26 protein-coding genes and 1 pseudogene are annotated in these 23,613 nt (G+C 46.7%); 17 read left to right on the top strand and 10 right to left on the bottom strand.

The annotated features are described in order from the left end of the window. Window positions 1–227 precede the first annotated feature (227 nt). The gene (locus ACKTSF_RS13025) at window positions 228–1,160 is read left to right on the top strand and encodes a DUF5776 domain-containing protein (RefSeq protein ID WP_407890069.1); all 933 of its coding nucleotides are present in this window, start codon (window positions 228–230) and stop codon (window positions 1,158–1,160) included. Between the two features lie 65 nt (window positions 1,161–1,225). Here the strand turns inward: ACKTSF_RS13025 and ACKTSF_RS13020 are convergent, their stop codons facing one another. From ACKTSF_RS13020 to ACKTSF_RS13010, 3 genes are read right to left on the bottom strand one after another with little or no spacing between them, the layout of a single operon-like run. Then, window positions 1,226–2,155, bottom strand: coding sequence for a sce7725 family protein (locus tag ACKTSF_RS13020; protein ID WP_407890067.1), 930 nt, complete (start codon window positions 2,153–2,155; stop codon window positions 1,226–1,228). 3 nt (window positions 2,156–2,158) lie between these two features. After that, entirely contained in the window at window positions 2,159–2,845 is a 687-nt protein-coding gene (locus tag ACKTSF_RS13015) for a hypothetical protein (RefSeq protein WP_407890065.1), read from the bottom strand. After that, entirely contained in the window at window positions 2,842–5,205 is a 2,364-nt protein-coding gene (locus ACKTSF_RS13010; protein ID WP_407890064.1) for an ATP-dependent DNA helicase, read from the bottom strand. The genes ACKTSF_RS13015 and ACKTSF_RS13010 overlap by 4 nt, the downstream gene beginning before the upstream one ends. 150 nt (window positions 5,206–5,355) lie before the next feature. On the opposite strand from ACKTSF_RS13010, the gene ACKTSF_RS13005 reads away from it, so the two are divergent. Together ACKTSF_RS13005 and ACKTSF_RS13000 are read left to right on the top strand one after the other, a co-directional pair. After that, window positions 5,356–5,622 (top strand): PTS sugar transporter, encoded by a 267-nt coding sequence (locus ACKTSF_RS13005; RefSeq protein ID WP_407890062.1) that lies wholly within the window; start codon window positions 5,356–5,358, stop codon window positions 5,620–5,622. A gap of 65 nt (window positions 5,623–5,687) precedes the next feature. Next, a complete protein-coding gene (locus ACKTSF_RS13000) occupies window positions 5,688–5,891 on the top strand; it encodes a hypothetical protein (RefSeq protein ID WP_407890060.1) in 204 nt (67 codons plus the stop codon). Between the two features lie 279 nt (window positions 5,892–6,170). Here ACKTSF_RS13000 and ACKTSF_RS12995 read toward each other — a convergent pair whose 3' ends face one another. The 3 genes from ACKTSF_RS12995 to ACKTSF_RS12985 form a co-directional block, all read right to left on the bottom strand. Next, entirely contained in the window at window positions 6,171–7,139 is a 969-nt protein-coding gene (locus tag ACKTSF_RS12995; RefSeq protein WP_407890058.1) for a LacI family DNA-binding transcriptional regulator, read from the bottom strand. 2 nt (window positions 7,140–7,141) lie between these two features. Then, entirely contained in the window at window positions 7,142–7,951 is an 810-nt protein-coding gene (locus ACKTSF_RS12990) for an HAD family hydrolase (protein ID WP_407890056.1), read from the bottom strand. Window positions 7,952–8,106: 155 nt separating this feature from the next. Further along, window positions 8,107–8,457: a hypothetical protein gene (locus tag ACKTSF_RS12985; protein WP_407890054.1), complete on the bottom strand. Its 351-nt coding sequence runs from the start codon at window positions 8,455–8,457 to the stop codon at window positions 8,107–8,109. Window positions 8,458–8,735: 278 nt separating this feature from the next. Between ACKTSF_RS12985 and ACKTSF_RS12980 the strand changes: the two genes are divergently transcribed. The 4 genes from ACKTSF_RS12980 (at window position 8,736) to pstB (ending at window position 12,354) form a co-directional block, all read left to right on the top strand. Beyond that, entirely contained in the window at window positions 8,736–9,626 is an 891-nt protein-coding gene (locus tag ACKTSF_RS12980) for a phosphate ABC transporter substrate-binding protein PstS family protein (RefSeq protein WP_407890052.1), read from the top strand. Window positions 9,627–9,708: 82 nt separating this feature from the next. Further along, complete coding sequence (gene pstC / locus ACKTSF_RS12975; RefSeq protein ID WP_407890050.1) at window positions 9,709–10,662, top strand: phosphate ABC transporter permease subunit PstC; 954 nt, start codon at window positions 9,709–9,711, stop codon at window positions 10,660–10,662. Next, window positions 10,652–11,539 carry a phosphate ABC transporter permease PstA gene (gene pstA, locus ACKTSF_RS12970; RefSeq protein ID WP_407890048.1) on the top strand — a complete coding sequence of 296 codons (888 nt, stop codon included), beginning with the start codon at window positions 10,652–10,654 and terminating at the stop codon, window positions 11,537–11,539. Before pstC ends, pstA begins: the two co-directional genes overlap by 11 nt. Before the next feature lie 11 nt (window positions 11,540–11,550). Next, entirely contained in the window at window positions 11,551–12,354 is an 804-nt protein-coding gene (gene pstB, locus ACKTSF_RS12965; protein WP_407890046.1) for a phosphate ABC transporter ATP-binding protein PstB, read from the top strand. Window positions 12,355–12,491: 137 nt separating this feature from the next. Here the strand turns inward: pstB and ACKTSF_RS12960 are convergent, their stop codons facing one another. Continuing rightward, on the bottom strand, window positions 12,492–13,238 hold the full coding sequence (locus ACKTSF_RS12960; protein ID WP_407890044.1) for an alpha/beta hydrolase: 747 nt from the start codon (window positions 13,236–13,238) through the stop codon (window positions 12,492–12,494). 138 nt (window positions 13,239–13,376) lie between these two features. Here ACKTSF_RS12960 and ACKTSF_RS12955 point away from each other — a divergent pair, with 138 nt between their 5' ends. The 4 genes and pseudogenes from ACKTSF_RS12955 (at window position 13,377) to ACKTSF_RS12940 (ending at window position 14,983) form a co-directional block, all read left to right on the top strand. Then, complete coding sequence (locus ACKTSF_RS12955) at window positions 13,377–13,604, top strand: hypothetical protein (RefSeq protein ID WP_407890042.1); 228 nt, start codon at window positions 13,377–13,379, stop codon at window positions 13,602–13,604. Window positions 13,605–13,653: 49 nt separating this feature from the next. Continuing rightward, window positions 13,654–13,767: pseudogene (locus tag ACKTSF_RS12950) on the top strand (ASCH domain-containing protein); the annotation flags it as partial. Window positions 13,768–14,249: 482 nt separating this feature from the next. After that, the gene (locus ACKTSF_RS12945) at window positions 14,250–14,423 is read left to right on the top strand and encodes a hypothetical protein (protein ID WP_407890041.1); all 174 of its coding nucleotides are present in this window, start codon (window positions 14,250–14,252) and stop codon (window positions 14,421–14,423) included. After that, the gene (locus tag ACKTSF_RS12940; protein WP_407890039.1) at window positions 14,420–14,983 is read left to right on the top strand and encodes a GNAT family N-acetyltransferase; all 564 of its coding nucleotides are present in this window, start codon (window positions 14,420–14,422) and stop codon (window positions 14,981–14,983) included. Before ACKTSF_RS12945 ends, ACKTSF_RS12940 begins: the two co-directional genes overlap by 4 nt. 222 nt (window positions 14,984–15,205) lie before the next feature. Here the strand turns inward: ACKTSF_RS12940 and ACKTSF_RS12935 are convergent, their stop codons facing one another. Beyond that, a complete protein-coding gene (locus tag ACKTSF_RS12935) occupies window positions 15,206–16,024 on the bottom strand; it encodes a hypothetical protein (protein ID WP_407890037.1) in 819 nt (272 codons plus the stop codon). Window positions 16,025–16,619: 595 nt separating this feature from the next. On the opposite strand from ACKTSF_RS12935, the gene ACKTSF_RS12930 reads away from it, so the two are divergent. The 6 genes from ACKTSF_RS12930 to ACKTSF_RS12905 all read left to right on the top strand — a co-directional run bounded on the left by ACKTSF_RS12930 (window position 16,620) and on the right by ACKTSF_RS12905 (window position 21,275). After that, a complete protein-coding gene (locus ACKTSF_RS12930; RefSeq protein WP_407890035.1) occupies window positions 16,620–17,198 on the top strand; it encodes a TetR/AcrR family transcriptional regulator in 579 nt (192 codons plus the stop codon). A gap of 175 nt (window positions 17,199–17,373) precedes the next feature. After that, window positions 17,374–17,751: a nuclear transport factor 2 family protein gene (locus ACKTSF_RS12925; RefSeq protein WP_407890033.1), complete on the top strand. Its 378-nt coding sequence runs from the start codon at window positions 17,374–17,376 to the stop codon at window positions 17,749–17,751. Window positions 17,752–17,763: 12 nt separating this feature from the next. Next, window positions 17,764–19,227 (top strand): MFS transporter, encoded by a 1,464-nt coding sequence (locus tag ACKTSF_RS12920; protein ID WP_407890031.1) that lies wholly within the window; start codon window positions 17,764–17,766, stop codon window positions 19,225–19,227. A gap of 126 nt (window positions 19,228–19,353) precedes the next feature. Continuing rightward, window positions 19,354–20,208, top strand: coding sequence for an aldo/keto reductase (locus ACKTSF_RS12915; protein ID WP_407890029.1), 855 nt, complete (start codon window positions 19,354–19,356; stop codon window positions 20,206–20,208). Between the two features lie 10 nt (window positions 20,209–20,218). Beyond that, the gene (locus tag ACKTSF_RS12910) at window positions 20,219–20,827 is read left to right on the top strand and encodes an NAD(P)H-binding protein (protein WP_407890027.1); all 609 of its coding nucleotides are present in this window, start codon (window positions 20,219–20,221) and stop codon (window positions 20,825–20,827) included. 13 nt (window positions 20,828–20,840) lie between these two features. Beyond that, on the top strand, window positions 20,841–21,275 hold the full coding sequence (locus tag ACKTSF_RS12905) for a nuclear transport factor 2 family protein (protein ID WP_407890025.1): 435 nt from the start codon (window positions 20,841–20,843) through the stop codon (window positions 21,273–21,275). A gap of 162 nt (window positions 21,276–21,437) precedes the next feature. Here the strand turns inward: ACKTSF_RS12905 and ACKTSF_RS12900 are convergent, their stop codons facing one another. After that, window positions 21,438–22,091: a DUF5776 domain-containing protein gene (locus ACKTSF_RS12900; protein WP_407890023.1), complete on the bottom strand. Its 654-nt coding sequence runs from the start codon at window positions 22,089–22,091 to the stop codon at window positions 21,438–21,440. Further along, complete coding sequence (locus tag ACKTSF_RS12895) at window positions 22,045–23,229, bottom strand: MucBP domain-containing protein (RefSeq protein ID WP_407890021.1); 1,185 nt, start codon at window positions 23,227–23,229, stop codon at window positions 22,045–22,047. Before ACKTSF_RS12895 ends, ACKTSF_RS12900 begins: the two co-directional genes overlap by 47 nt. Window positions 23,230–23,613: the final 384 nt, after the last annotated feature.

Raw genomic sequence — 23,613 nt, 5'->3', positions numbered from 1 at the left:
TACAACGGCCAAAATTTTGAGCGAACGCATCGAGGTTTCAAGCAAATTCAAGATACGTTAGAATCCATGTATTAGAAGCTAGCTAATGGGAGAGGACTTCCATTTACACAAAAAATTTGACACTCCCTGAAGAATTTGTCGTACCTGAGAAAATGACTCATTCTAATCTGCTATATACTTACAAAATACCTAATTTTACGATTTATGTCATCAATAATAACTACACAATGACAATCAAATACGTTTTACCAGATGGTACGGCTGCACACGAGGACACGGTTGTTCATGGTTATGCGGGGAAAGAGCCAGCTACAGTTGTCAGTCCATCAGTGAATAACTATGTGCCCGATCAAAAAGAAGTTAACGTGAGCTTTGCAAAGGATGGGGCTTACGTCACAACCGTTCACTATACGACTCCTAGTAGTCAAACGGGAACATCCCCTTCTACTGATCTGGCAAACTTGACGGCAGATACCACCGCAACCGTGACAGTTGGTCAAAAAGTCACTGCTGCCACATTCAATGCAACGGCGACAGATAGCAATGGGAAGTCTATTCCTGTCACGGTAGATACCAACAAAGCCAATCTGAAGAAGCCAGGAACTTACACGTTGATTCTTAAAGCAGAAAATGGAAAGACTAAGACCGTTACATTGACTGTAAAGGCGGCCAAAGCTGCAGTTGGCGCGGTGGCTCCTAAAAAGTCAGCAGTTTATGGGCTGAAGAAGTTATACTTATATCAGAAGTCGACATTTAATAAGACCCAGCGGATAGCAAAGTACGTGAAGGTACCGCGTACTGATCGACCAATGTTCGTGGTGATTGGTTATGGGTATTCACAGTCGGGATTACGCCGCTACCATGTTAAAGACGTGAATCAGAATAGTAAAACGGCTGGTGAGACAGGATATATCACTGCACGAAAGGATTTTGTGGACTCAGTTTACTATCAGAAGGCAGTACAACGGATCAAAGTCGTGAACAAACATGGGGTTAATTTATACAAGAACTCGAATCTAACCAAGCAGATGAAACATGTTAAGCGAGACAAGACTTTAAAGGTTGTTGCACTGAAAAAGCATAATCTAACGACAAGGTTTGTTTTGAATAATGGCCAGTATGTCACCGCCAATAAGAAGTTAGTAACGGCTGTGAAGTAAATAATATCCACATGAAAAATGGCGACCAGTATTGGCCGCCATTTTTCATGCGAATATTATGAAACCTAATTTAAGTTTTCTACCGGAAAGTGCGCCTTAAAGTACCCCGCCATCACCTGCAAATGATGTTCCAGACTCAACTGCTTTACCACACCCAGTCCGGGGAAATGTTGTTGCTCGTGGTAGGCAGCTAACTGTTGGGCCGCCGGTGTCTGTGTAGCCGCCGGTTGTTGTGGCAACCACGCTGCTAGTTTAGCCACCGCTTGGAAAAACTTTTCTTTGGGATGGCGGAAATCGTCACGGTCGGTGGAGACGAAGCGGTGGATGCGGAGCTGATCGCTGCGAAAATACGTGAGGTGTAGGGTGACCGCCTTGGCGGGATAGCTGTGTTCACTGTAATGGCCGCCGCCAATCGTGTAGTCGCTGAAACCAACGTAGTTATTGATGTCAGCCGGCGCCCAATCGTCACTGAAAAAGCCATCCTCAATATCGGCGTAGCTGCGGTCGTGTTCCGGGAACCAAGCATGATCGAAGAGGCTAACCGTTGGACGATCCAACAGCTGACGAATGCGGGCTTCCGGCGGCACTAATAGGTAGTCGGGCGCCGTCAACCAGCCGGCGTGTTGCGCTGTTTTAAGCGCATCATATTGCCGGGCGACCAGTAATGTCTGGTGGCCCGCCGACGCTGTAAGACTATCTGGAATGAGGGTGGGCGTCAATACGTGGCCAACAATGAGGTTGGGATTATCCTGATACGGTCGCCAGTCGTTAAGCTTCTCTTGAGTCAGAGCGTAGTCGCTAACGGTCGGATTTGCAATGACCACGATGGGGTGATCATGCGTCACAAAGGCCGCGATCGTCTGGGGCAGCGCCCGAATATCACGAACGGGTTCGATGATAGGGATGATGTTGGCTGGCAAAATTTGCTGTTCGGCGATGGACTTAAGCGCTTGCAGGTCGTACTGCCGGCCACGAAAGTAAGGTAAATAGAGCATGTGTCAGTCCTCCCTTAACCGTTGTTGCAGGTTGTGGCGTTCTAAATTCAGGGCATCAACCTCAGTCTGAAGGGCGGTGACGGCGGCTGACTGGGTATCTTCAATGAATTGGTCATAAAAGTTTGCCTCGGGATCATAGATATCGTAGTGTTGATGTCGCTTCTTCAACTCCTGATAGAGGCGATCGGTGCTGTACTGTTTTAGCCCGGTTTCCATCTGTTTTGCCTTGTTGACCTCACGCGCCTGTGAGGCAATAAATCGGGTGGTCAACTGACTAGCCGGCACTTGGAGGTCTTGCCGTCGTGGGGACCGGGCGACGGTCAGATAGCCCGGGGTAACGGGAGCTTCGGTGGCGGTTGCCAGCATGTCCTTATCGAAGGGCCGGTAGATCAGAACACCAATGCCGGCGGGAATCTCGTCGGCCACTTCCTGATAGAGTTTCAGGGGCAGGACAAAGTAATTGTAGTGGCCGATAAAGGATAGCTTGGCCTTGGAGTGAAAGTCTGATTTGGTCACCTTTAGTTCATAACAGCGCCATTCAATCGACAGGTCTGACATTTCTTGGTAACTGAGGGTGTCGACAATGCCCCTATCATCGGGCATGGTCACCTCCTCAACGGGGAAGGCACCAGCTTCTTTGCAGTAGTAATACAGTGTTTTTTCCAAAGCAAGGGTGAGTTTGGTTTTCATGAAGAGGCCTCCTGATGCCAGAAATTTTGGACGGCAGTCGTTAGTTGTTCGGGACGGTAGAGGCGGCGGAAATGCTGCCAATGTTGTGGGTAAAGGTGGGTGTAGCGCGGACTAGAGAAGCGCTGATCCATCAGCAGAATAATGCCAACATCCTTAGAGCCACGAATCAAGCGCCCAGCGGCTTGAAAGACGTTGTTCAAGCCGGGGAGCTGGTAGGCAAACGCAAAGCCCTGCTGGGACTGTTCGTCGAAGTAGTCGCGAATCAGATCCGTTTCGGGGTTGATACCCGGGAGACCAACACTGACAACACCGACGCCGATCAGTCGGTTGGCCTTGAGGTCGATTCCCTCGGCAAAGATGCCGCCGAGAAGAGCAAAACCGACCAACGTTTCTTGCGGATCGGCCACGAAGTTAGCGAGAAAGGCGGTGCGGTCGGCCTCAGCCATCTTGGCCTGCTGAATTACGGTTTTAATGTGTGGGTAAGCCATGCTAAAGGCTTGGGTCACGTCGAGCAGGTAGCTATAGGATGGCAGGAAAATCAGATAGTTGCCGGTCTTACCATCCACTAGCGTCTTAATGGCCAGCAAGATATTTGCGAGGTTGGCGTTGCGTTGTTTGTAGGTTGTTTGAATATAATTGGTGACTAAAATGGCTTGGTGCTGCGGTTCAAAGGGCGAATTGAGCTGGTAGGCCAAGCTTTCAGTGTCGCCGCCGAGAACCGTTTGGTAGTAGTCCATCGGCGAGAGGGTCGCCGAGAAGAGAACGGCCCCGTGACCCAGGGCCAAGCTGTCGGCCAGAAAGGCGCTGGGATCCAAACAGAGCTGTTTAATGGTGATATTGCCGTCCGCCACGCTCAGGCGCATGCGGTAGGTGTCGTCGTAATAGTCGCCGATTCGCTGATAACTAATGGCAGCGAAGTAGTAGTCGAGGATGCTCTGCGTGAAGGGCGTCTGCGGTTGGTCGACCAGCCAATCGTGGATAGCTTCAACCAGGCGAGACAAGTCGTGGTTGAAGTCTTCTGGTGGTGTGAGAAAGGTGCTGTCGGTCTGGCCGTCTTGAAGCAGCGGCGCCACGATGTCGTCGAAGGTCGCCCGCAGATCCTGCAGTCGGCGTCGTAACTTTGGTGTGGCTTGCTTGAGGTCGCGGCTCTGCTCAACCAGGCGGTCTAGCGGTCGACTGGTAAGTTCCGCGGAATACATTTCCCGGGAACGGTTGACCAGGTTGTGGGCTTCGTCAATTAGGAAGAAATTGTCTGGATCCTCGGCGGTAAAGAAGCGTTGGAGGTGGACTTGAGGGTCGAAGAGGTAGTTGTAATCGCCAATGACGATATCACAAAGGAGACTCGCGTCCAGTTGAAATTCAAACGGATCGAGCATGTGTTTGCGGGCATAGTCTTCAATGACGGGTCGTGTGAGCTGGTCATTGTGGTCGATAAGATCGAGAAGAGCTGGTTTTAACCGGTCGTAATAGCCCAACATATAGGGGTTCTCATCAGGCTGCAGGTCGGCTTCTTCCGGGAATTGAATCTTCTCCTTGGCCGTGAGCGTGATACTTTTGAGCTTGAGGCCCTGACTTGCCATGAGGCTGACGGCCTCCTCAGCCACGGTTCGGGTGCTCTGTTTGGCGGTTAGGTAGAAGATGCGTTGGATAATGCCCTCACCGATGGCTTTGATCGTCGGAAATAGGGTGGAAATCGTCTTCCCAGTTCCGGTCGGGGATTCGGCAAAGAGCCGCTTATTGGTGAGAATTGTCTTGTAGACGGCGACGGCGAGCTCGCGTTGGCCTGGACGGTAATGGCCGAAGGGAAACGTGAGCTGCTGGATGGTTGGGTCGCGGCGTTCACGTAGATCTGAGCGAAACTTCAGCCAGGTGATGTACTCGGCAATAACCTTATCAAAAAATTCTTTGGCGGCTTGACGACTGATCACTTGGTCCGTCTGGGTCGTTGTCTCCGTGTTGGTCTGGAAATAAGTAAGGGTTAACGTGACTTCATCGAGGTCAGTTTCTTTTTGCATCAGTAGGTAGGCGTAGAGCTTGACCTGGCCCCAGTAAAGCGTCAGGGTGTTCTTGCTGAGTTGGTCAAAGACAGTCTCAGACGTTTTAATCTCTTCGATACTGGCACCATCGTCGGTCAACGTGACGCCATCCGCGCGGCCGTGAAGCAGGTAGTCGACGCCGTTTAAAGTTAAATTCAGATCGAGATAGTATTCTTTTTGATAATTCTCTCCGCGCTGTTTTTGCAGGCGACGGTGGATGCGCGCACCCAGGAGCGCTGTGTTCTGACTATTGCTGGTGCTCCCTAGATCCCCGGTTCGCAAGGTAAATTCAACTAATTCACGAACCCCCAGTTTAATTGACATGCGCTTATTGCCTCCATTTCTGGCAATAAGCATACCATACTTTTAGCTGACTTTGAACGCGTGTTCGTGGACTAGTTTTACTTTGTGAAATAATGTGAAAAGTCTTGGCTTTCAATATGTAATCGCTTACAATAGAAGGAAGAGGTGATCATGATGAAGACAATTGGATTTCCATTATTTGAAGAGATGCCAACCGTTGATGAAGCCCCAGCGTTACAGAAAATTTGCCAGAAGCATGATGGTAAAGCCAAAATTAAGGTCCGCGATCTTGAGATCGATCCAAGTCAACACGAAGAAGTTGCCGAGCTGACAGGCTACGCGGGCCATTATGTTCAGATAGTTGCGGAGGGCCCGGATGAAGCGCTACTGGCCGGTGCAATTCACCAACAATTGGCAGCTGATAAGTATTGTTACTAGTCGCTTGACGACGGCTAACAGATTCGCTAAGCTCAGGTTAAACAGAAACTCAAGGAGACTTAGCGGTGAGCGAAGAACAGATAGCACGACTATGTGAAATTTCCCCCAAGTACGGATTACATTTGGCACATAAAGGATTAATTATCACCAAGGTAAACGACCAGCCAACGGAACTGGACACGACCAAGTACATGCCGGATCAGTTCATTGATTTATTAACACAGATTATTGGGACTAATATGAAGGCCGATTTGTGGGATTGGAAATAGTAAAAGAGTGCGCCAAGGAGCGGTTAGACAGTGAGCATTAACGTCAATAAGCAAAAAATTCCGGGTTTGGATTATTTGCTTATTGGGGTTAAGCGCAGCTGTCTGCTCCTTGGCGCACGTTTCGGCTATATAGGGTTAGAAAGCAACCCGTGAGCATTAACCCCATAAGGAGAAAAATCCCGGGTTTGGATTATTCTTCTTATGGGGTTAAGCGCAGCTAGCTGTCTGCTGTCCCACGTTTCGGCTATATAAAATTAATGATAAAGGATCTGGGAAAGCTTATCCCAGGTCCTTATTTGATTCTACTTCAGACGGAACGATAAGGTGAGAGGCAATCGCAATTTTTCCCTGCTGGCCAGTGACTGCCAAATCGAATGCCTTGGCCCCAACCTCATTGAAATGATGATCTATGGTTGGTAGCCGTAATACTTCGCCAGATAGCTGATGCTCCTGGCCAATGAGATAGGGTGGTTGCTGGTTGTGTTCGTGATAGGCACGCAACAAACCAACAGCGTTATCATCGCCATTAGTCAGAATGGCATCGGGTTTAAGATGATGCGCGATATAATACTCACCAGATCGGTGGGCGTCAGCTGGTGTTGTCACATCGGTACGCATTAGTTCAGGTTCGGGGGCTTGATGGAAGATGGACTGATAACTGGTAACCATAGCTTGGCAAGTGGCACTTACCGCAACCGGTCGGCTAGCGAGTAGTCCGATTTGATGAAATCCTCGTTGTTTTAATAAATTAAATGCTGCTTGATAGGTCGTTAAACGTTCTGCATAAGCTGCGGGAATGGGACAGTCATGCGGATTCTCGCAGACAACAATGGTCCCATACTGACGATACCGGTTGAGTGCAGTCAAGGGTAAGCCATGCGATGTAAAGATGAGCGCATCATAAGCCCTTTGCCGCAAGTCCTGTAGGTATTGGAGTTCTAGAGTTACATTATATTTGGAGGGTAGCAGGACGACACGATAATTGGTAGCGAAGGCGGCACGCATGATACCGTGAACGAGTTGCGTGAAATAGGGATGATCAGAGTTCGGCAGGACTACCCCAACGTTGAAAGTCTTGCCACGACTGAGGTCACGGGCAACGGCATTGGGAACGTAATCCAGTTGATTGATGACTTTTTGAATCGCAACACGGGTCTCGTCCGAGACGTAATTTTGATGATTGATGACGCGTGATACAGTTGAAATTGAATAACCTGATAATTGGGCAATATCTCGAATATTGGTCATAATCATTCGCCTCGTAAATAATATTGAATGGCATAGGCCACACCGTCTTCGGCATTGGTCGTGGTCACCCAAACACCCTGGCGTTTAATTTCCGGAGTAGCGTTGCCCATCACGATGGGTGTGCCAACCGCTTTAAGCATGGGCAAGTCATTTTCACCATCACCAAAAGCTGCCGTTTCACTTGTATTGAGGTGATAATAGTCCTTAATGAACTGAACGCCAGTAGATTTTTGGGCAAGCTTGCTGGTAATTTCTAAATAGGTCTCGCCGGAGCGTTTGATACTGATGTCGGTGAGGTCCAATTGGCGCAATGCGACTGCCAAACGCTGAAGCAAGGCGGTATCTAAAGACATCACCATAACTTTGTAGAATGCAGTGTTGGGCTTTACTAGTAGCTGATCATAGGTTGTGATTTGTGCAGTTTGTCCAGTCAGTATCTGCTCTGTCAAGGTTCCGCGGTCAATACGCTCAGTATACCAGTTATTCTGCGTATAACAGCTGAGACTAACGGTTGGGAAGTTATTCTGAATCATACGGAGTAGCGTAGCAAGACAACTTTTGGTGAGTGGATGGGATCTCAAGGGAATGATTTGAGAACCGCGAACTTTGAAAATGAGCCCGCCGTTGAAGGCAATCTGTGGTCCGGTTAAGTTAAGTGCGGCCAATGGCGGTAACATTTCGATAGGGGCCCGTGCAGAAACTAGCGTTAGCGGGAGGCCGCTGTCCTGAATTGTCGCAATAGTTGTCGGACTGACTTGTCCGGTGGGCGTGAGCAGTGTCCCGTCGAGATCAGAAAAAAGGTAGGTAATCATCGTGAATCGCTCCTGTCTTGGATGGGTAAAGTCTACCTTCTGAAACGCGTTCGAGGTCAAGCAAAAATTAAAATTGACAGAAATGGCCGTTAATTAGGCAAAAAAACCGTTAGTCCGGTGACTTTAAAAGTCAATCGGACTAACGGTATTTGCTTTTAAGCTTCTTCCCAGCGGTTGAATTCTTGGGGATGGCTACTCAGATAGTCGATGGCTTCTTGGCCCAATGCCGCAGTTGCGGCATCAAAGTCACTTGGTGCATCAGCTTTATCGGCATCCGCTTCGTCCCGTAGGAAACCGGAAGCGAGGTCTAAATACTTCGTTCGCCGACCGATACCATTGTCCTTGAATAAGTCGTCTAGGCCGGTCAGATCACTCTTGCCGGCGGCAGCGACTTGCTGCGCTAAATCTGCCTTTTCACCCAATTTTGATGCGGCATAATCCATTAAGAAGTCGTTCATATCAACGATCATGGCGTGCCGTGCTTTACGTTCACTTTTATTTGCCACTTCTGGTCACCTCTTACTCTAATTCTAGCCATTTTACCGGCAAGACGCAATTAACGACCCACATTTACGCAATTAATCGTGTTTGGGGGTTAACTATCGAAATATAAAGAAATTTATTGAGAATTTGGCAACATTTACCGAAAATTTACACGATTGCTACGAATAATATATATTCATCGCTTAGAATCAGGGTTGTAAGTTACGGGGAGGCATTTTAAGAAAAGCTATCGTGATTCTTGAAATGGTTCTACTACTTTTAATGACATGGAGTGACAGAGATGAATAAGGGATCAAAGTTAGCAATGGGGATTGCAGCACTTAGCGTATTATTAGTTGGTTGTGGTAAAGCCACTAGCTCAACGAGTAGTAAAGGAAGTAGCGAGGCACTTTCTGGTAAAGTAACAGCTGTAGGGTCAACTGCATTACAACCACTGGCAGCCAAGGCTGGGGCCAACTTCACCGCTAAGAACAGCAAGGTTAATTTGACCGTCCAAGGTGGGGGTTCTGGGACTGGTTTAAGTCAAGTTCAAGCCGGAGCAGTTTCAATTGGTGATTCCGATATTTTTGCCGAAGAGAAGGATGGTATCAAGGCAGACAAGTTGACCGACCACAAGGTTGCCGTCGTGGGGATGGCACCAGTAGTCAACAAGGATGCCGGCATCAAGAACTTGAAGATGGCGCAAGTGAAGAAGATCTTCACCGGTAAGATTACCAACTGGAAAGAAGTCGGTGGTAAGGACCAAAAGATCGTCATCATCAACCGGGCACAAGGTAGTGGGACGCGAGCAACGTTTGAAAATGCCGTATTGAAGGGTGCAACTGCCCTTAAGTCACAAGAACAAGACTCTAACGGTGCCGTTCAAAAGATTGTTTCCACGACACCAGGGGCCGTTAGTTACCTGGCCTTCTCCTACTTCACGAACAAGTTACAAGCCGTTTCTATCGACAACGTAACGCCAACTGATAACAACGTGCAAACGAACAAGTGGAAGATCTGGTCCTACGAACACATGTACACGAAGGGCACGCCTGACAAGGCAACGACTGCTTTCCTGAAGTACATGGACTCAAAGGCCGTTCAAAACAGCTTGGTTAAAGACATGGGTTACATCAGTATTCATGACATGAAGGTTACTAAGGATGCTAAGGGTGTCGTTACCCAGAACTAGCACCGGAGATCTTTGTCAGTAGTCGTCACAGGGTGGAGGTGCGGTCGTAGCACCTTCACTTTTTTTAAGGGGGAGTCATTCAATGGAACAAACTAATTCACAGCTAAAAAACCAAGACACCCAATCACATGAGTGGGATACACGGTTGCATCACGCAACCAAGGCCACCCGTGAAGATTGGATTGGTCGCGGGATCAGCTACTTCTGTATCGGTATCATCATTCTCGTGGTCGCGTCGATGCTGTGGTTCATCACCTCGAAGGGAATTGCCACGTTTACGCAAAATCACGTAAGCCTCTGGAAGTTCCTATCGGGTACTAACTGGGCACCTGACCAAGGTCAAATCGGGGCGTTACCCATGATCTTAGGGTCGTTCGCCGTGACCTTCGCCGCCGCAATCGTTGCAACCCCGTTTGCGCTCGGCACGGCCATCTTCATGACCGAAATCTCGCCAGACCGTGGGCGGAAATTCCTGCAACCCGTCATTGAATTGCTGGTCGGGATCCCATCCGTTGTCTACGGGTTCATTGGTTTGGCCGTTATTGTGCCGTTCATGCGGCACGTGGTTGGTGGTTCCGGCTTCGGGATCATCTCGGCAACCTTCGTTCTATTCGTCATGGTCTTACCCACGATTACGTCCATGACGGTCGACAGCTTACGAGCTGTACCACGGTTCTACAAGGAAGCATCACTGGCCTTGGGCGCAACACGCTGGCAGACGGTATCCCGGGTTATTCTGCGCTCAGCAACTTCTGGAATCTTAACTGCCGTCATCTTTGGAATGGCTCGGGCCTTCGGGGAAGCCTTAGCCGTTCAAATGGTGATTGGGAATGCAGCAATTATGCCTAAGAACTTGATTTCACCAGCTTCAACGTTGACTAGTCAATTAACGACGGGGATTGGGGACACCATCGATGGGACGTTGCCAAACAATGCCCTGTGGTCATTAGCTCTAATTCTGTTATTAATGTCACTGTTCTTCAACGCACTGGTACGTTTCATAGCTAAGAGGGGGCAACTCAAAAATGAACGCTAAACGGACTGATTTCATCGCAACAGTCGTGATTGACTTGATTGTTGCTTCCGTCGTAGGAATACTTTTCTTCCTATTGGCCTATATTTTAACTGCAGGCCTACCTCACGTGAGTTGGTCATTTCTGACCGGTGCGACCGACGCCTTTAGTGGTGCTGGTGGCATTGGGGTCCAACTGTTCAATTCCTTCTACCTGTTGTTTTTGACGATGTTGATTTCCGTCCCCATCTCCTTGGGGGCCGGCATCTACTTGGCAGAGTATGCCAAGGATAACTGGCGGACTAGCCTGATCCGTTCCGCGATTGAAGTTCTGAGCTCCTTGCCATCCGTAGTGGTGGGGCTGTTTGGTTTCTTACTCTTCGTGGTAAAGTTCAAGATTGGGTTCTCCGTTATTTCTGGGTCGATTGCGCTGACCTTCTTCAACTTACCACTGTTAACACGGAACATTGAAGAATCACTCAGTGCCGTTTCGCGGAATCAACGTGAGGCGGGCCTATCACTGGGTCTATCCAAATGGAAAACCGAGCTGGGCATCATCTTACCGGTAGCCTTACCGGGAATTGTGACCGGGATTGTCCTCAGTGCAGGGCGGGTCTTCGGTGAAGCCGCTGCCTTGATCTACACGGCAGGGCAGAGTGCACCCGTGACCAACTTTTCAGACTGGAACCCAATGGATCCGGCAAGCCCGCTGAACCCATTCCGTCCGGCCGAAACGTTGGCGGTGCACATTTGGAAAGTTAACACTGAAGGTCTGGCCAGCAACGCAGCGGCCTTATCCGCTGCGGCTTCGGCCGTCCTGATTATTGCGGTTCTCCTCTTCAACCTGGGCGCACGGTTATTAGGAAATTACCTGTATCGGCGCGTCACGGCTAGCAAGTAGGGGGTGCAGTCATGTTAAAACAATATTCATTTGAAGAAACAGCGGTACAGACGTTTGACGATAAGACATCGTTAGCTTTGAAAACCGAGGATATGCAAGTCTTCTATGGCAGTAACCATGCCATGTTTGACGCGAACCTGGCTTTTCCCAAGAACCAGATTACGGCGCTGATCGGTGCTTCTGGTTCTGGAAAGTCGACGTACCTGCGTTCATTGAACCGGATGAACGACGGTATTGCCACGGTAACCGGAAAAATTTGGTACCACGGCGTTAACATTAACGAACCTGGCGTGAACATCTACGAAATTCGGCGGCACATTGGCATGGTCTTTCAACGACCAAATCCATTTGCCAAGTCGATTCGAGAGAATATCGTCTACGCGTTACGGGCCAATGGTATCAAGAAAAAGACCGAACTCGAAGAACGAATCGAGCAGAGTCTAAAGGGAGCCGCTCTGTGGGACGAAGTGAAGGATAGTCTTGATAAAAGTGCCTTGTCCTTATCCGGTGGGCAGCAGCAACGGTTGTGCATCGCGCGGTCAATTGCTATGGCACCAGATGTTCTCCTGCTGGACGAACCCTGTAGCGCGTTGGATCCCATTTCAACGGTTAAGGTTGAAGAGACCTTGTTGGAGTTACAGAAGAAATATTCAATTATCATCGTGACGCATAACATGCAACAGGCGTCACGAATCAGTAGTCAATGTGCCTTTTTCCACTTAGGGCACATCATGGAATATGCGCCAACTGGAACGATGTTTAGCAATCCCCAAATCCCTGTCACCCAAGATTATATCGCCGGTAGTTTTGGCTAGATGCTGGCACGGCAAAGCCCCGCAACGAATCTTTGTTGCGGGGCTTTGTTAACTATTTATTAAAAGCTGACCAGGGATGCCAGAAACGTCTAAAGGTAGACATAGCAGGCTCGGGTAATGCCTGAACCGGGTTAGTGTTAATCGGCAATCCAGTCAGTAGCTAGCTGGAGAACGGTTTCTCGAGCGGCACCGCCTAAACCGTGGCTGGCACCGGCGATAAGATGGCAGACGCTCTGCTGATAGACGGCGTCATAGCGTTGGGACGCTTGATTTGAAACGATGCGGTCGGCGTCCCCGTGGATTAAGCAGACGGGCCCGGTAAAGTTCTGAGCGGTCTCGTAAATGGGGAGCAATTGCGCGGTACGGAGGTAAAAGCCCCCTAAGATCATCCCATCGTCCATTGGCAGCTGTGTAGGGATGTGGTTGGGATCGTAGACTAAACCACGAGTGTGTCCTGCAATGGCGTCGTCCTTAAGCGTTGCAGCAGGAGCCATCAAGACAAGTTTGTGAATAAGGTCTGGGTAGTAACCAGCCAACATGCTAGCCACGACACCGCCCTGGGAGTGGCCTAATAAATCAATCTGTTGGGGCTGGAGTCGCGTTTGAACGGCAGTCAAGACGGCCTGAGCATCGGCGATTTCGCTGAGAACGGTCATGTTAGCGAAGTCACCTTCGCTGTGACCGAGACCATCGAAATCAAAACGCACAGTACTAACCCCAATCGCTCGTAAGCGTGCTGCGAGCTGTACCAGTAAGGAATCTGGCGTGTACCCGCGGTCACTGGTGAAGCCATGCATGAGAATGGCGACCGTGCCATTTGGTTTGGAAGCCGACTCATAGATCCCAGCTAAAGTTAAACCATCACGTGTCACATTAAATTCCATCTTAAGACCTCCATTTGTCATCGTGTTTCCCTCTCTAGGATAGTCGGAAAGGCGTAACTCTGCAGAACTTTTTTGAAAAAGGCCAGGGCCAGGCGTAAAGTAGATAGCGGAGTAGCAACAATTAGGAGGAGAGGTAATATGCGTAGATGGTTTTATGGGGGAGCACTTATTTCGTGGATTGTGGCAGCGGGAGCTTATATTCAAGCCGACTTGCATCATCGCTTGCTAAGCTTAGTCCCGATTATCGCATACAACCGGCCGCAGGGAGTATTCGGGTGGCCGTTGGTGTTTGCGGTTGTATTGACGGGACTCAGTATTTCGGCGTATAAGCAGCATCAATATTTGTTGAGACAGCAGAGTAAATAGAATTTGTGGGTCTTAACCCAAGTGCTAGAAAGAAGAGACAAATTGGAAGATGGGCCTTAATTCGGATCAATTTGATTTGGTCTTCCTAGGGACTGAAACAATTGAGATTCGACTAAATGATGAGAAACGACGTAGGTTGCACGTGAGAGATTCGATTTGTTTCTACAATGTAGCCGACAAACGCAATAACTCGTTAGGCGAGTGAAAAGCCTATGCCAGAGCAGGTCAAGTAATGGCGCGTAGTGGCAATTTGTATTTGAAATAATGAGTCGAAAGAGTTCTAGTTTACAGGTGAATTAAATGTCCATTGAGACATGTAGAACAGGCAATATTTGTAAGGGTTCTTGGCGGTGGCTGAGGACTTTTTTGACAAATTGTTGACCGCCAAAATGAGTTGAAGTAAAGGATAATGAAAAATTGATGGGAACTTATTCCCATAATTATTGTAATAACTAGTGTTGAAATAGGCGCCACTTATCTCAGAAATCACTGGTCGTATCATGTTTGATAAGCTTGGGTAAAATGATAAGTTTTTTCAGAGATAATTGGACTGAAATCCAATAGTTTATATGAGCCCTAAGCGCTAGGCTATGTGGTTCATCCGTGGTATGATTGGCGGAACATAAATGGAATGGAGGGATAATTGTGGCAACTATTAAACCAATTGGCCAGTTTCGTGAGATTAGTCTATCGTCTGAAGAGACTGCAGATTTTGAAAAAAGGGTTCAAGGGGATTTTTCCCCGAAGCGTACGGTGAAATTGGTGCGTGTACAGAAAATGTTAGAAAAGTTGCCTAAACCCGAGATTCACGATAAATGACAGGTCTTGAAATATTTCCAATTACGAGTTTCACACAAGATATGTTGCGTCGTTTTGATTGTGACAATGGTCTAAATTCTGATCCGAGTGTCGTATCCGAATATCGGGACATTAACTATTTTCTTCGAGAACGGGCGCATACTTTTGATTCGGCAAATTTAGCGAAAACTTTTGTGATGAGCTATCATAGTGAATTAGTTGGATTCTTTACAACTACTGTGGGATTGACGAGTTTAAAGCGGTTATATCGTAAAAGAAAACAAGTTATGTTTGGCGGAGTCTCTCTCTATCCAACTGTTGATATCGTCTACTTTGCAATTGATCGTTCCTATCAGGGGATGGGGATTGGTAAGATTATGATGGCAGCATTGATGCGGTTGATAGTAGAGAATGTGGTTACTCATACAGGCGTCACGCTCCTAACAGTTCAAGCTTTGGAAGTTGCCGCGCCATTTTACCAAGACGTATTCGCCTTTGAGGCACATGATTCACGTAACCTTCATGGCAAGCAAAACCTAGCACTGACAATTACTGAAGTGCAACGTATTTTAGAAAATTAAGCAAGCTTGCAAGTCATTAGCTCGAAAAATCGACTAATTAATAAAACGTGGATTGGTCGTTATGTAGTCGCCAGCAACCTGATAGCTTAGGGTATCATGATTGGCGTAATCCCATTGTAGTTTGTTGCAGGAAAATAGTAAGTCACAAAAATAGGATTCAGAAATTACTCTCAATTTCTGAATCCATTATCATTCCCTATTTAGTTAAGCTGAAGCTAACAATTAGTCAAAATCATAAATCATCCCCGAGAAGAAGGGCTTGTTGTTAATGGTGTAGTTATCCCAGTGGCCGTGCCAAGAATTATCATCGAAGTAATTGTCCCCAGAGGTTTTGAGATTTTTAATCTTAAGTTGATAGTTGTGGGCACTGAGCTTCTTACCAGGCACACCCTTGATTGGCGAACTATACTGGACGGTCGTCGTATTGCCCTTGACCGTGGTCTTCGTCATCTTGGCAGTTGCGGAAGGCTTAGCTGCGGTACGCCCGTTGGTGACGAACATGGTACCGGCGGGGTCATTCTTAATCATTGCCGCCTTGCTGTAGTATTGCAGGTAGTTGTCCAAGGTCAGATAGAAGGCCGATGAATTGCCAAAGTTACCGGCCTTATCCTGCTTGAAGCCAGAGCCGGCTCGGAGAATTGTTCCGCGAATCGGTGCCTTGAGGGTAACTTGGGTAAAGTTGGCCTTTGTCAAAGGAATGCTGGGTGTGTCGGTGAACTTGAGTTGCGTGAGGCGACTGTAGTGAACCGCACCCGATGTAAATGAGGCCAAGACGGGACTCTTACTCGTCTTCTGTTCGGTATCGGTAACCTTTAACAGTGAGCCTTTTTTCTTCAGCAGTGGCCGGTATGTATTGCCATGCTTTTGATAAATGCCGACGTACATGGTACGTTTGGTCCGGACATAAGCGTTGCTGTAGTTGTTGATTGAGAGATACTTGCTAGATGCCTGTGCTGAGGTTGCGGGTGCCGTCATTCCGACAACAGCAAGCGCTCCGAGCACTAAAACCCCAGCAAGCCCCTTACGCGTTAATTTGGACAAGTTGATTACCCCCTACTTAGTCGATACAAAATTGATTATAGTCTTCCCGTAGATAAAAGAAAACCATCCACCAAGTATTGGGGATGGGCGTTGTTCGGTCTACTTTTCGGATTTATCTTGGTTCGCTGTGGCTCGTTTCCAGTTACGGAAACCTAAAGTGAGACCGATTAACGAAATAACTAACGCGGTAATTGAGATAATTACGGTGATGATTGAGACGATGTGGCCCATGGTGTGTCACGCTTTCGAATTAAGATTTCTGTCCGTGTTATCGTAGCATAGATCAGGCGCGAGTTGAAGGCTGGGATACGTGGATTAGCGGGGTGGCTTTTTGAGAAGATCGCTCTGACGTATTGTTTTACCTAGGGAGATTCGTAAATAACGGGTGAGATTATGACAGGCACTTCATTAAAGAAGTAAGTTAAGTCTTGGCGTTTCAGAAGAAAGCTTTCTCTTGTCAGTCGCCTATGAGTCTATTTACAGATCATTATTTAAACACGCAACACAGCGTTATGATTCTGTACATCATGTCGTTTGACGTCATATCATAAATACGCTATTCTTCAGGCAAGTAGATGAATTAGAGGGATGGCTCATGAAAATTACGGGACACGAAGACTTACGCGTGCAAAAAACGATCAACGGTATCTATGCAGCGTTCGAAGGGCTGATCTGTGAGAAGGATTACGAAAAAATTACCGTCACAGAATTAGCTAAGCGCGCACAAATCAATAAGAAAACTTTTTACCGGTACTATCCAACACTGGATGATTTGTTGGCGGAAATGCAAGCACGATATTCGCAAGATTATTTGCAAGTGGTTGGTGAGTTCAAATATCCGCAAGACCTTGAGAAGAGCGTGCGCAGTTTTATTGAATACTCGGCGCAACAGGGTGAGGCCTATGATAAAATCACGTGCAGTGGTACCTACGTGGGTATCCGGCAACAAATGATTGATCAGGTGATGCATCAGACCTGGGATGCTTCTCCAGAATTTTCACGGTTAACTGCTTGGCAACAGCGCATCTTACTGAACTTCATTCAAAACACGGGTTTGGAGATTTATAAGCAATGGGTTGCAACCAAAAAGCAAGCACCGATGGAAGAAGTCATTCAAGAAGCAATTGTTCTAATGACCAGCAGTGTTGACGAATTCTTGAAAAAAGCTGAATAGTATCTCTTTTGGGCGGCGAGTTGATCAAACTCACCGCCTTTTTTTGTCACGTCTTTTTAAGAAGTGTGGCATAAGTCCCATTTCCCGAAATGTTGCCCATTGTTGCCGGTCTCACGGTGTTACATAATGATTCATGTCATACAAGTAGCGTAAGCGTAAGAGGAGGCCGTGAAGCATGCTTATGGAAAATACAGAAGCTGCCCGAATTAAGTTAGTTTGTCGACAGCAGATTGCTGGGATGATTTCTCAGGATATGCCGTTATTAGATCGCGTCATCAGTCCAGAAGCAGATTTCATTCATGTGACGGGGGAACATCAGTCTAAAGATGACTGGTTGCGACAAATTAAGCAAGGCCGTATGCGGTATTTTGATAATCAAGAAGACGTACTAACGGTTCATGTAACAGGGAATCAGGCACACGCAATAATGAAAAATAAAATTGAGGCCAGAATCTATGGGTTTCGAAATACTTGGCCATTGACGGCACAAATCGATTTGGAAAAACACGCGGCGCAGTGGCAGATTATCAGATCGCAAGTAACGATGTATTAAGAGGAGGGTCATATGACAAAAAGAAATTTAGCAATAGCAACAGTGGCGCTACTTATCGCAAACTTTATGGGTGGTTTGGATGCCACTATTGTTAATACCGCATTGCCAGCAATTATGAGTGATCTTAATGGTATCCGACTGGTTGGTTGGATTAGTTCTGCCTTTCTGTTGGGAACTGCCGTCACCACTGTTTTGTGGGGACGAGTAGGTGAGATCTTTGGAAACAAACGTGTTTTTCAATTCTCTGTCGCGCTATTTATTCTCAGTTCACTACTTGGTGGTGTGTCGACGAGTATGGTGATGTTGGTTATTGCGAGAGCACTGATGGGAATTGGTGCTGGCGGGATGGTATCGATTCCCTTTATTATTTACGCGGATATTTATCCGAATCCAGCACAACGCGCTCGCGCCTTAGGATGGGTCACGGCGTTTTACACATTATCGACAGTCGTCGGTCCACTAATTGGTGGCTGGCTTGTTGATGCACTATCATGGCACTGGGTTTTCTTAATTAATTTGCCAATTGGCATTGTTTCAATGGTGCTCTTACAGGTAACGTACAAGGATGCTGGAGCGTCAACACGACGTCATGGCTTTGATTATGTTGGCGCTGGACTATTGTCTGTTGCCCTTGTCGTCCTATTGTTTGCCAGCGATGGGTTAGCAATAAGCCTGACACGTTCATTATCGCTACTAATTGTAGGCTTGATCATCTTGGCTATATTTCTTTGGGTCGAGGCGCATCAGGAACACGCGTTAATTCCAATGCGTTTGTTGAGAAATCCACGTGTTCAGGTTCAAAATGTCATCATGTTTCTGATCAATGGTTTTATGATTGGTTATAGCGTGTATGCACCAATGTGGGCACAAGGTTTACTTGGTAAAAATGCGACAATGGGTGGTTTGACGCAAATTGCGAGTTCAATTCTTTTACTAGTAGGCACACGACTCACGGCTAATCTAATGGTCAAACTGCCCTATAAGCGTATCGTCATGTTTGGCACCTTGAGTGTGATGCTTTCTGCATTGGCAATGGCATTGGCAACGCGGAGTGCGCCATACTGGTGGTTGATTGTGAGCGGCGCATTTGAGGGGCTAGGCATGGGCCTTGCCTTTACGCCAATGCAAGTCTCATTGCAAGATGGCGTTGAAAAAGATTTAATCAGTGTTTCGACTACGTTTGGATTACTCTTCCGAACTCTGGGACAAACATTTATGGCGGCCATTTTTGGTGCGGTCTTAAGCTTGAGTACAGCAACTCAAGCAGTGGGCACTCGCGGTAGAATTACGACTGAGATGATTAACAAGTTGTCCAATGCCAATACAGCGGGTGAACTTCCACAGCAATTGATTCCAGCTATGCGAACGATTCTCTTCAACGGGTTACACACAATCATGTTGGTTGGTTTTGGGTTAGTGGTCGTTAGTTTTATCTTGAATTGGGTACGACGGGAGCCAGTCAAACAACCGCGTTAAAACGTTCGGTAACGCTTTGACAGAAGCCGTGGCATATCTACCCGTAGTGAAAAGAAGTGTCCCTGGTGAAGTCTGTTAGTTGGGGTGATAATGTAATCAAGGATTAAGTGAAAGGAAGTCTTATGAATGACGCAGACTTATTTAACTTTGAATGATGGTCATCGGATTCCACAATTTGGTTTAGGTGTTTATCAAATCAACGGAGATGACGAGACTGAAAAAACGGTTACTGCCGCGTTAAAGCTGGGATATCGACATATTGATACTGCGCATGCCTATCAGAATGAACGCGGTGTTGGTGCGGCCATTCAAAAAAGTGATCTTTCACGGGATGATGTTTGGATTACAAGCAAGCTATGGCCGAGTGATTATGGTAAAACACAGACACCAGTCGCAATTGATAAGATGCTGACACGTCTGAAAACGGATCATCTTGATCTGTTACTTTTACACCAACAGTTTGGCGATTACGTTAGTGCTTGGCAGGCGATGGAGGCGGCTGTTCGAGATGGTAAGGTGAGGTCGATTGGTTTAAGCAACTTCGATGGTGAAAGACTGGATAAGATTTTAACAGTTGCAAAGATTAAACCGGCCGTGATGCAAGTTGAACTGCATCCGTACTACCAACAGACCGCTTTGAAAGCTAAATTAGCCCCTTATGGAACGAAAATGGAGTCCTGGTATCCATTAGGGCATGGTGATTCATCATTAATTAATGAGCCAGTTTTTACAGAATTAGCGGCTAAGTATAACAAGAGTAATGTTCAGATCATTTTGCGGTGGCATTTGCAAAGTGGGCACATTGTCTTTCCTAAAACGACAAATCCTAAGCATTTGCGAGATAACTTTGATGTTTTTGACTTTGCGTTGACAAACGATGAGATGGCAGAGATTGTAGCAATTAATCAGGACAAGCGATATTACAATGTTCCGCTAAAAGAAGCAGAACAGCGATTTGGTAGTTGGGTACCAGCAGACTAGGGGGACAGGTATGACTAAGGTTTTAATTATAGGAGCATCTGGCTCAATAGGTAAAGTGGTTCGCCAACGATTACTTCGTGACAGTGCGGCGCAGCTGACGTTATTTGCACGGCATGCAAGTCAGCTGAAACTTGTGGACGCGCAGCATGAAAAAATGGTGGATGGTGATGCAAGCCGTCTAGAAGATTTAGCGGAAGTCATTCCAGACCAAGATCTTGTTTTTGTAGCGTTGAGCGGAAATATGGCGCGGTTTGCGCAGACTATTGTCGCCAGTATGACGAAATTTAATGTGCAACGATTAATTTTTATGACGACAATGGGAATTTATCAGGAGATTCCCAGTTGGTTGGGTGAGTCACTCGATCCATATCGGAATCCTATTCTGAAACCCTTTCGGCAAGCGGCCAATATTATCGAGGCGTCGACATTGGATTACACAATTATTCGACCAGGTTGGTATACGAATGGACCGGTTGATTACGAGTTGATCCCTAAGGGCACGCCATTCGGAGGCCATGATGTGTCGCGTGCTAGCATTGCTGATTATGTTTCAAAGTTAAGTCAGGATCCCACGCGTGATAGTCGCCAAAGCATGGGAATCAATGTACCAAATAAATGAGGAGAGAGATAAAATGAATATTGAAGAAATTAGTGATCGTTTAGAATTAAAAGAATTAGTAGATTTATTTTCGAACTACGCTGACACTAAGGAAAATGAAAAACAAGTTAAGTTGTTTACACCGGAGGGGATCGTCAATATCATTAATGATGGTGAAGTAACCTTTACGTTACGTGGTCGTGAGGCAATCTTGAAGGCGTTCTCTGGGTCAATGGCAGACTACATCTCTGTCTTTCACATGAGTGGGCAACAAACAGTTAGATTAGTTGATGAAACACATGCGGAAGGGACGGCTTATAATTTCGTTGTGTTAGTTAAGCAGGATAAGAATGGAAAAAATGTAACGAGCCAAGAGGGGGTTCGCTACGAAGATAAATATGAAAAAATTGCGGGACACTGGTTAATTGCGGAACGCAACTCGAATTTTAACTGGCATCTTGATAATTAATGACAAATGACGACATAATTAATTGTTACGAGACCACCTGACCAGTATGAATGGGGGTGTCAACTCAAGGCATGTGATGAAATCCTTTTGGATAGTTTAAGCTAAACGAAACGACGGTCAAACCAATTTGGGCTTGACCGTCTCTTTTTGAATCCCTAGTTTTTAGTTCAAGACACGTACAAAGGACTTATTTGCGGTGATGTAGCCACCAGCGACTTTGTATCGTAACGTATCGCTCTTACGGAAAGTGTTGGCATTAGAGTAGGCATAGCCGGTAACTTTGAGCGTGATAGCTTTGGCAATGTGTCGATTCTTCTGAGTTAAGTTGGCGGTGCCATATCGGTTGACGGCTGTCTTGGTCAGGACCTTGTTTGGCGTCGTATACTTTCCGGCGATAACTAGTTTTTTATTCGCAGAAATATAGCTGCCATTACTGAGTAAGAAACGGGTGGTCAGATTATGGCCAACAATGGCCTTCACTTTGAGAACTTGGCCTTGCTTATAGTGGATCTTTTTACCCGTCAACGATACCTTGGCGTAGGCATTCAGACCGCTGGGATTGATGACGGTCACTTGATTCTGCTTTGTGGCGTAATAGAGTGGGGCCGTGTAGTTAGCGTTCGCAGTGATGTAGCCAGTCTTCTTTGCGCCATTCAGATCAATCACTTTGTAACGCTTGACACCATTCTTGGAAGTCGTCATCCCAATTACCTTGAACATTGGGCGATTCATCCGGGCCTTCTTGGCATAGGTAGCGATTTTCGTAGATTTACTGAAGGTAGGGGGAAGAATAGAGGTTGAGTTTCTTAATACCATAGATAGCGGAATTCTTAACGACTTTGTCAGTTGCCACTTTACTATAAGTGTAGGTCACAGATTGGTCGGAACTGCTGAAAACCCCGGATTCTTGGCCGGTAGTCTTAGTCAGCTTATACCCGGTGATCGTCAGCGGGTCGGTCTTATAGGAATCGCCCAAGGTACCCGTTAGAATTTTATCCGGCTTGAGAGTCTGCCCCTGATCATCGATATAGTGGACGGTGACAGCGTGACTAGTAGCCGTTAGTACCGTTGGGGTCGTTGGATCTTTAAAGACGAAAAACCCAGGATAACCATTTGTAGCGGATAGCAGGCCATCCGCTTGATAAGTCGTCGCGTTGGCTGGTTTGGTTATTAGATCAGTTACAGGGGTTTGCAAGAATGAAAGGGCTAACTTACCAGAGGCTTCTGGATCCAATGTGGTCAATTGGGCATCGGTGTAATTAGTCAGGTTATAAAGCGCTTTATATAGATCAAAAGTCTTCTCACTAGCAAAGCTGTCAAATGCTTGTTCATCCGCGAAAGGCGAATCATACAAGCTTTCACCATTGCCACCAAATAAAGCGTCTATTGCTGTAAGTTTATTTCTCATAGAGTCATTATATTCAGTCTGAATGGTGCTGAATTTTACGATACCTAATTTTTTCTCACTCATGGCTTTAAGAAGCCAAGTCATGAAGGTCGTTGAATTTTGAAGCCCGTCAATTAATGTCTGCTCTGTTGGTACAGCTTCTAAAGGCCAGTTGTCAACAAAATATTGTGAAAGTCGTTCACCGCTTGTAACAGTTAACGGTTCTGCTGTGAGTTTATGCAGCTGATCTGAAACGTCAGAAGCCTGTGTCTCATTTGTTGAATTGCGTTTTACAAAATCGCTCGAAAAACTTGGATCCTGGATGGTCGCTGCTGAAAGAGTCTGGAATTCCTGCGGATACCAAGAATCATGGTGCGTGTTGCCTTGACTATCCACGATGACATTATAAGGTAGTTCTGCCGTACCGATCGTGTAGGTGTTGCTGGTCGTATCGGTTGGCGTCGTGGTTGTTGACGTATCTGCCTGACCAATAATCGGTGCAGCAACACCGGTGAACAGCGTTAGTGACAAGCCACTAATGAGAATCTTATGTAATAATCGGGTCATAGGATATTCCTCCCAAAATAGTGATGGTGGTGAAATGTATGTGCTTAGTTTAACATATATAATGGACAGATTCCCCACTAATTGATAGCGCTTTCATATTTATCAAAGCTCAGAATATGAGGAAAGGTCGTAGATTGACGTACACTGGTTGGGCCGCGCAACTCTGAGCACAGACCATTGGGCACTTCTAAGCGGCGCTTTAATAGAAATCATGTGGACGCAAAAAAAACTGCTAGCCATTAAGCTAACAGTTTTCAGGTTCTATGTCAACTGTTGTTGGTAATTCCATTTATAAAATTGTCTAATCCTTTGAGATTAGGCAATTTTTTTTGAGCCCAAATGCCAGATGAATCCTTAATCTAAAGCTTGTGAAACAGCCAAAGC

The organism is Levilactobacillus muriae (assembly GCF_045862015.1).
In the GTDB taxonomy this organism is placed as follows: Bacteria; Bacillota; Bacilli; order Lactobacillales; family Lactobacillaceae; genus Levilactobacillus; species Levilactobacillus muriae.
The sequence above is the reverse complement of the archived record's forward strand: the minus strand, read 5'-3'. Positions and strand labels throughout refer to the sequence as shown.

What these genes read in the sequence shown, in the direction of transcription:
- ACKTSF_RS12955 (WP_407890042.1), top strand. Translation starts at nt 13,377, where the DNA reads ATGCGTAGATGGTTTTATGGGGGAGCACTTATTTCGTGGATTGTGGCA.
- ACKTSF_RS12900 (WP_407890023.1), bottom strand. Translation starts at nt 22,091, where the DNA reads ATGGTATTAAGAAACTCAACCTCTATTCTTCCCCCTACCTTCAGTAAA.
- ACKTSF_RS12980 (WP_407890052.1), top strand. Translation starts at nt 8,736, where the DNA reads ATGAATAAGGGATCAAAGTTAGCAATGGGGATTGCAGCACTTAGCGTA.
- ACKTSF_RS12910 (WP_407890027.1), top strand. Translation starts at nt 20,219, where the DNA reads ATGACTAAGGTTTTAATTATAGGAGCATCTGGCTCAATAGGTAAAGTG.
- ACKTSF_RS13020 (WP_407890067.1), bottom strand. Translation starts at nt 2,155, where the DNA reads ATGCTCTATTTACCTTACTTTCGTGGCCGGCAGTACGACCTGCAAGCG.
- ACKTSF_RS13010 (WP_407890064.1), bottom strand. Translation starts at nt 5,205, where the DNA reads ATGTCAATTAAACTGGGGGTTCGTGAATTAGTTGAATTTACCTTGCGA.
- ACKTSF_RS12925 (WP_407890033.1), top strand. Translation starts at nt 17,374, where the DNA reads ATGCTTATGGAAAATACAGAAGCTGCCCGAATTAAGTTAGTTTGTCGA.
- ACKTSF_RS12915 (WP_407890029.1), top strand. Translation starts at nt 19,354, where the DNA reads ATGACGCAGACTTATTTAACTTTGAATGATGGTCATCGGATTCCACAA.
- ACKTSF_RS13025 (WP_407890069.1), top strand. Translation starts at nt 228, where the DNA reads ATGACAATCAAATACGTTTTACCAGATGGTACGGCTGCACACGAGGAC.
- ACKTSF_RS12990 (WP_407890056.1), bottom strand. Translation starts at nt 7,951, where the DNA reads ATGATTACCTACCTTTTTTCTGATCTCGACGGGACACTGCTCACGCCC.
- pstC (WP_407890050.1), top strand. Translation starts at nt 9,709, where the DNA reads ATGGAACAAACTAATTCACAGCTAAAAAACCAAGACACCCAATCACAT.
- ACKTSF_RS12960 (WP_407890044.1), bottom strand. Translation starts at nt 13,238, where the DNA reads ATGGAATTTAATGTGACACGTGATGGTTTAACTTTAGCTGGGATCTAT.
- ACKTSF_RS12940 (WP_407890039.1), top strand. Translation starts at nt 14,420, where the DNA reads ATGACAGGTCTTGAAATATTTCCAATTACGAGTTTCACACAAGATATG.
- ACKTSF_RS12995 (WP_407890058.1), bottom strand. Translation starts at nt 7,139, where the DNA reads ATGACCAATATTCGAGATATTGCCCAATTATCAGGTTATTCAATTTCA.
- pstA (WP_407890048.1), top strand. Translation starts at nt 10,652, where the DNA reads ATGAACGCTAAACGGACTGATTTCATCGCAACAGTCGTGATTGACTTG.
- ACKTSF_RS12930 (WP_407890035.1), top strand. Translation starts at nt 16,620, where the DNA reads ATGAAAATTACGGGACACGAAGACTTACGCGTGCAAAAAACGATCAAC.
- ACKTSF_RS12895 (WP_407890021.1), bottom strand. Translation starts at nt 23,229, where the DNA reads ATGACCCGATTATTACATAAGATTCTCATTAGTGGCTTGTCACTAACG.
- ACKTSF_RS13005 (WP_407890062.1), top strand. Translation starts at nt 5,356, where the DNA reads ATGATGAAGACAATTGGATTTCCATTATTTGAAGAGATGCCAACCGTT.
- pstB (WP_407890046.1), top strand. Translation starts at nt 11,551, where the DNA reads ATGTTAAAACAATATTCATTTGAAGAAACAGCGGTACAGACGTTTGAC.
- ACKTSF_RS12905 (WP_407890025.1), top strand. Translation starts at nt 20,841, where the DNA reads ATGAATATTGAAGAAATTAGTGATCGTTTAGAATTAAAAGAATTAGTA.
- ACKTSF_RS12920 (WP_407890031.1), top strand. Translation starts at nt 17,764, where the DNA reads ATGACAAAAAGAAATTTAGCAATAGCAACAGTGGCGCTACTTATCGCA.
- ACKTSF_RS13015 (WP_407890065.1), bottom strand. Translation starts at nt 2,845, where the DNA reads ATGAAAACCAAACTCACCCTTGCTTTGGAAAAAACACTGTATTACTAC.